This is a genomic window from Alphaproteobacteria bacterium (assembly GCA_041396705.1).
Classification (GTDB): domain Bacteria; phylum Pseudomonadota; class Alphaproteobacteria; order CALKHQ01; family CALKHQ01; genus CALKHQ01.
The window spans coordinates 1-3,536 of sequence record JAWKYB010000033.1 but is presented as its reverse complement, the minus strand read 5'-3'; the positions used below and the strand labels follow the sequence as shown (position 1 = coordinate 3,536).

General features: G+C 70.4%; 5 protein-coding genes. 2 read left to right on the top strand and 3 right to left on the bottom strand.

Annotation, left to right across the window (positions count from 1 at the left end):
- A partial coding sequence (locus tag R3F55_26005; GenBank protein ID MEZ5670826.1) for an ABC transporter substrate-binding protein occupies positions 1 to 473 on the top strand: 473 nt, incomplete at its 5' end.
- 124 nt (positions 474 to 597) lie between these two features.
- Here the strand turns inward: R3F55_26005 and R3F55_26000 are convergent.
- Positions 598 to 1,350 (bottom strand): autotransporter outer membrane beta-barrel domain-containing protein, encoded by a 753-nt coding sequence (locus R3F55_26000; protein MEZ5670825.1) that lies wholly within the window; start codon positions 1,348 to 1,350, stop codon positions 598 to 600.
- Between the two features lie 4 nt (positions 1,351 to 1,354).
- On the opposite strand from R3F55_26000, the gene R3F55_25995 reads away from it, so the two are divergent.
- Complete coding sequence (locus R3F55_25995; GenBank protein MEZ5670824.1) at positions 1,355 to 1,555, top strand: hypothetical protein; 201 nt, start codon at positions 1,355 to 1,357, stop codon at positions 1,553 to 1,555.
- Here R3F55_25995 and R3F55_25990 read toward each other — a convergent pair.
- Positions 1,550 to 2,593, bottom strand: a complete 1,044-nt coding sequence (locus tag R3F55_25990) for a hypothetical protein (GenBank protein MEZ5670823.1) — start codon at positions 2,591 to 2,593, stop codon at positions 1,550 to 1,552. The genes R3F55_25995 and R3F55_25990 overlap by 6 nt on opposite strands.
- A 104-nt stretch (positions 2,594 to 2,697) precedes the next feature.
- The gene (locus R3F55_25985; protein MEZ5670822.1) at positions 2,698 to 3,432 is read right to left on the bottom strand and encodes a helix-turn-helix transcriptional regulator; all 735 of its coding nucleotides are present in this window, start codon (positions 3,430 to 3,432) and stop codon (positions 2,698 to 2,700) included.
- Positions 3,433 to 3,536 lie beyond the last annotated feature (104 nt).

The window sequence follows — 3,536 nt, the reverse complement described above, 5'->3', positions numbered from 1 at the left end:
CTGCGCTCGACACCGGCGTGATCGACGCGGCGGAGTGGGTCGGGCCCTGGAACGACCTCGCCTTCGGCCTGCAGCGCATCGCCAAGTACTACTACCAGCCCTCGTTCCACGAGGCCGGGCCGTCGCTGGAATTCTCGGTCAACCAGGCGTCCTACGACGCGCTGCCTGACGACCTGAAGGACCTGGTCGCCGCGGTCGCCCGCGCCAGCACGGCCACCGCCATCGCCGACTTCCAGTTCAACAACATCGTCTCGCTGAAGCCGCTGGTCGAGGAAAACCAGGTCGAGCTCAGGATGTGGCCGGAAGTCGTGATCGACGCCATGCGCACGACCTCGGAAGCGGTGATCGCCGACGTCGCCGCCACCGACGCCATGTCGACCAAGGTCAACCACGCCTACCAGGCCTATCGCGCCCAGGCGATCGAGTGGAGCCGCTGGTCCGACCAGGCGATGCTGCAGATCCGCAACGTCTGAGCCCGGCCCGTCAGGGGCCGGAAAGCCCGGGTGGAGCGGGAGGAACGCGTCGCGCGGCCGCCATGGCCGATGCCGACGCCCGCAGCCCGCCCCACCCGGGATCCCCGCTGCCGTTCCGCCCCCCTCAGAACGGCAGCGAGAACCGTGCGGTCAGCGAATAGCTCTTCTGGTCGCCGGTCAGGCCGCCGACGCCGGCATTGATCCCGACCGTCGCGCCGCTGTCGAAGGTCGCATCCAGCCCGGCATTGGCGCCGAGACCGAACCGGTCGCTTTCGGTCACCGTATCGGTCGCGGCGGTCAGTGCGTCGAAGCGGCCGACATTGGCGAAGCCCGACAGGCCGAAATGCGGGGCATAGACCACGCTGCCGTCGGCGCCGAAGTCGCCGGTGAAGCTGGTGCCGACGTTCAAAGCCGCATTCAGCGACAGCTGGGTCGAACGCGCGCCGCCGATGCGGGTGCCGTCGGATGCGGTGAAGGCATCGCGGTCGACGTCGACGATGCCGGCACCGATGCTGGGCGATATCTGCCAGTCCGCCAGCGGCATCACGCCGGACAGCTTGAGCTGCGCGCCGAGCGAGCGGGCCTCGGTCGAGCCGGTCGCACCGGCCCCGTTCTGGTCGAAGCGGGCGTCGATCGCCAGCAGCGAATAGGACACCATCGCGTCGAGAAAGACCTGCTCGTCGAGCCGGGTCTGGGCAAAGGCGCCGAGCGACCAGGTGTCGACCGCGGTGGCGCCGGTGGCGCCGGAGCGGTCGGTGCGCCCGAATCGCAGGGCACCGCCCAAATTGATGTCCTCGGCAACGAGGTAGCTGGCGCCGCCGGCCAGCACGACGGTCTCGCCGTCCTGGCCGAAGCCGCTGCGGTCGTCGCGATGCAGAGTGATGCCGCCGCTGATCCAGGCATTCAGGCGCGAGTCGGCCAGCCCGTCCGGCAGCGGCGTCCCGGTTGCCTGCGCGACGCGGCGGGCGGCGCAGGTTGAAGCTGCCGGTCAGGCGGCCGCCTGCACGGTCGTGCCGAAGCCGGGCAGGCCGGCATCGGTCGCCGGCCCGTCGGCGGCCGCGATCTGGATGCTGCCGTCATGATCGCCGAAGAGGCATTTCGGCGCCCGGACAGCGGCCGAAGGCTGCTTCCAGCTGGTCGTCCAACTGGTCAATCTGGGCCTGGATCTGCTCCACTGCGGTTTCGGCCTCTTTCAGCCGGGTCTGCGCGTCCGCCACGTCCGCGCTGGCGCGCCAGCGCGGCCTCGGCGTCCGCCGCAGCCTGCCGCACTGAGCCTCCGGCGGCAGATCTTCTTGGGCCGAAATGATCCTGCCATCGTTAGAGTTGAAGTCGGATGATGGCTGCGCTTCAATGATTCGAAGTTCAGCCGCCACCTCCCGAGCCTCGGTTTCGGCTGCAGTCAGGGCATCGATTGCCAGGGGCAACGCCTCTTCGGCGTTGCTGACGCGATCAATGGCAATCTCCTGCGCTGCTCGCGCGGCCCGAATGGCCTGTTCAAGGCGGCGTATCTCTTCGATGCACGGGTCGCCGCGGAAGCTTGGGGCGTGGATGCCGGTGCGGTTCAGCGGGCTTTCGAACGGGATCGCGAAGTCGGCGATCAGGTCGCCGCCGTTGGCGCCGCCCGGCACGATGCTCTGGATCACGTTCTGGATCTGGTCGGCCGCCTGCTGTGCGTTGTCCAGTCCGCCGGCGCCGCAGTTGAAGGTGATGGTGATGGTCTGTCCGCCCACCGCTGCGTTGCCGGATACCGTGATCGCGCCGACGACGGCGCCGCCGGAATCGCCGACCGCGATGGACTGCTGGAAGTCTACCGCCGCGCCGCCGCCGGAGTTGTCGTAGTTCACCGATCCGGCCGGCGTCGTGATCGTGACATTGGTGCCGGCGGGCACGTTGGCGCGGATGGTCAGCACCTCCCCCGGCTCCAGCGTGAACAGCGCGCCGCCGTCGATCTGCACGGTGAACGCGCCCGCACCGGGCGTGACCGTGTCGACCTTGCCCGCCAACGTGGTGCAGCCGCTCGACAGCGCCTTCGCCTCGCCCGACACGGCGAGGCCGCCCGCCAGAATGGCCGCGGCCAGGGCCAGCCGCCGGCATGCCGTCGCGCTCCGTCCCGTTTCCATGCAGTCCCCCACCTGTCCGCCGGCCGCCGGCCGGCAACGGGGCGCAGACTGGGCGCGGTCGGGCGGGGCGTCACCTACCCGTCCGGGTAGGACCGGGGCGCGGGTCAGCCCCGGCGAAGACCGAACAGGCTGACCGCCTGGGCGCGGGAGGTGGCGCCGAGCTTGCCGAAGATGTTCTTGAAGTGATAGCGCACGGTGTTCTCGGAGATCGCCAGGATGATGGCGATCTCGGCGTTGGTCTTGCCCTCGCCCGCCCAGCGCAGGCATTCCGCCTCGCGCGCGCTCAGCGGCCCGGCCTGCAACGCCGCGCCGGTCGCCTCGTCGGGAACCGTCGGCGCGGTCGCCTCCAGCTCGGCGAAGAAGTGGATCGCCCGCAGGTGCACCTGGTCGCGGGTGGCGTGGAACCGGTCCTCGGCGGCCTTGCCGCGCCCGGCCATGTAGACGGTGACGCCCTTCAGGTAGCCGACCGAGCTCATCGGCACGATCCAGGCGTGGCGCACGCCGAACAGCCACAGCAGGCGCTTCTGCCAGCGGGCCGAGGCATTGTGGGCATGCGCCTCCAGCAGCGCCACATAGTCATAGGGCCTGAGGCTGCGCCCGGCCTCGACCAGCGCCGGGCACAGCGCGGCCATGCCGGACGCGACATAGTCGCGGATCAGCCCGAAATCGTAGCTGGCGATCGCCCAGTTGCCGTCGCGCACCGGGTCGTCCAGCGTCTGCGGGTCGACGCAGAACGCATCGAAGGCCGCATAGCCCAACTCCCGGATGTCCTCCAGGAACGCCCGCACGAGCGAGGCCTGCTGGTCGACGCCGGGCGCACGCCCCAGCGGCAAGTTCATCGCGGTCGATCCGCCATCGGCGCTCACCGGGCTGGAGCCGCCCCGGGGGCCGGCCCGGCGCGGACAGACGGCCATTGCGGCCGCGGGTGAAGAGGACTCCGCCG

Coding starts and splice junctions, on each gene's coding strand:
- R3F55_25995 (MEZ5670824.1), top strand. CDS start 1,355: ATGCCGCCGCTGATCCAGGCATTCAGGCGCGAGTCGGCCAGCCCGTCC.
- R3F55_25990 (MEZ5670823.1), bottom strand. CDS start 2,593: ATGGAAACGGGACGGAGCGCGACGGCATGCCGGCGGCTGGCCCTGGCC.
- R3F55_25985 (MEZ5670822.1), bottom strand. CDS start 3,432: ATGAACTTGCCGCTGGGGCGTGCGCCCGGCGTCGACCAGCAGGCCTCG.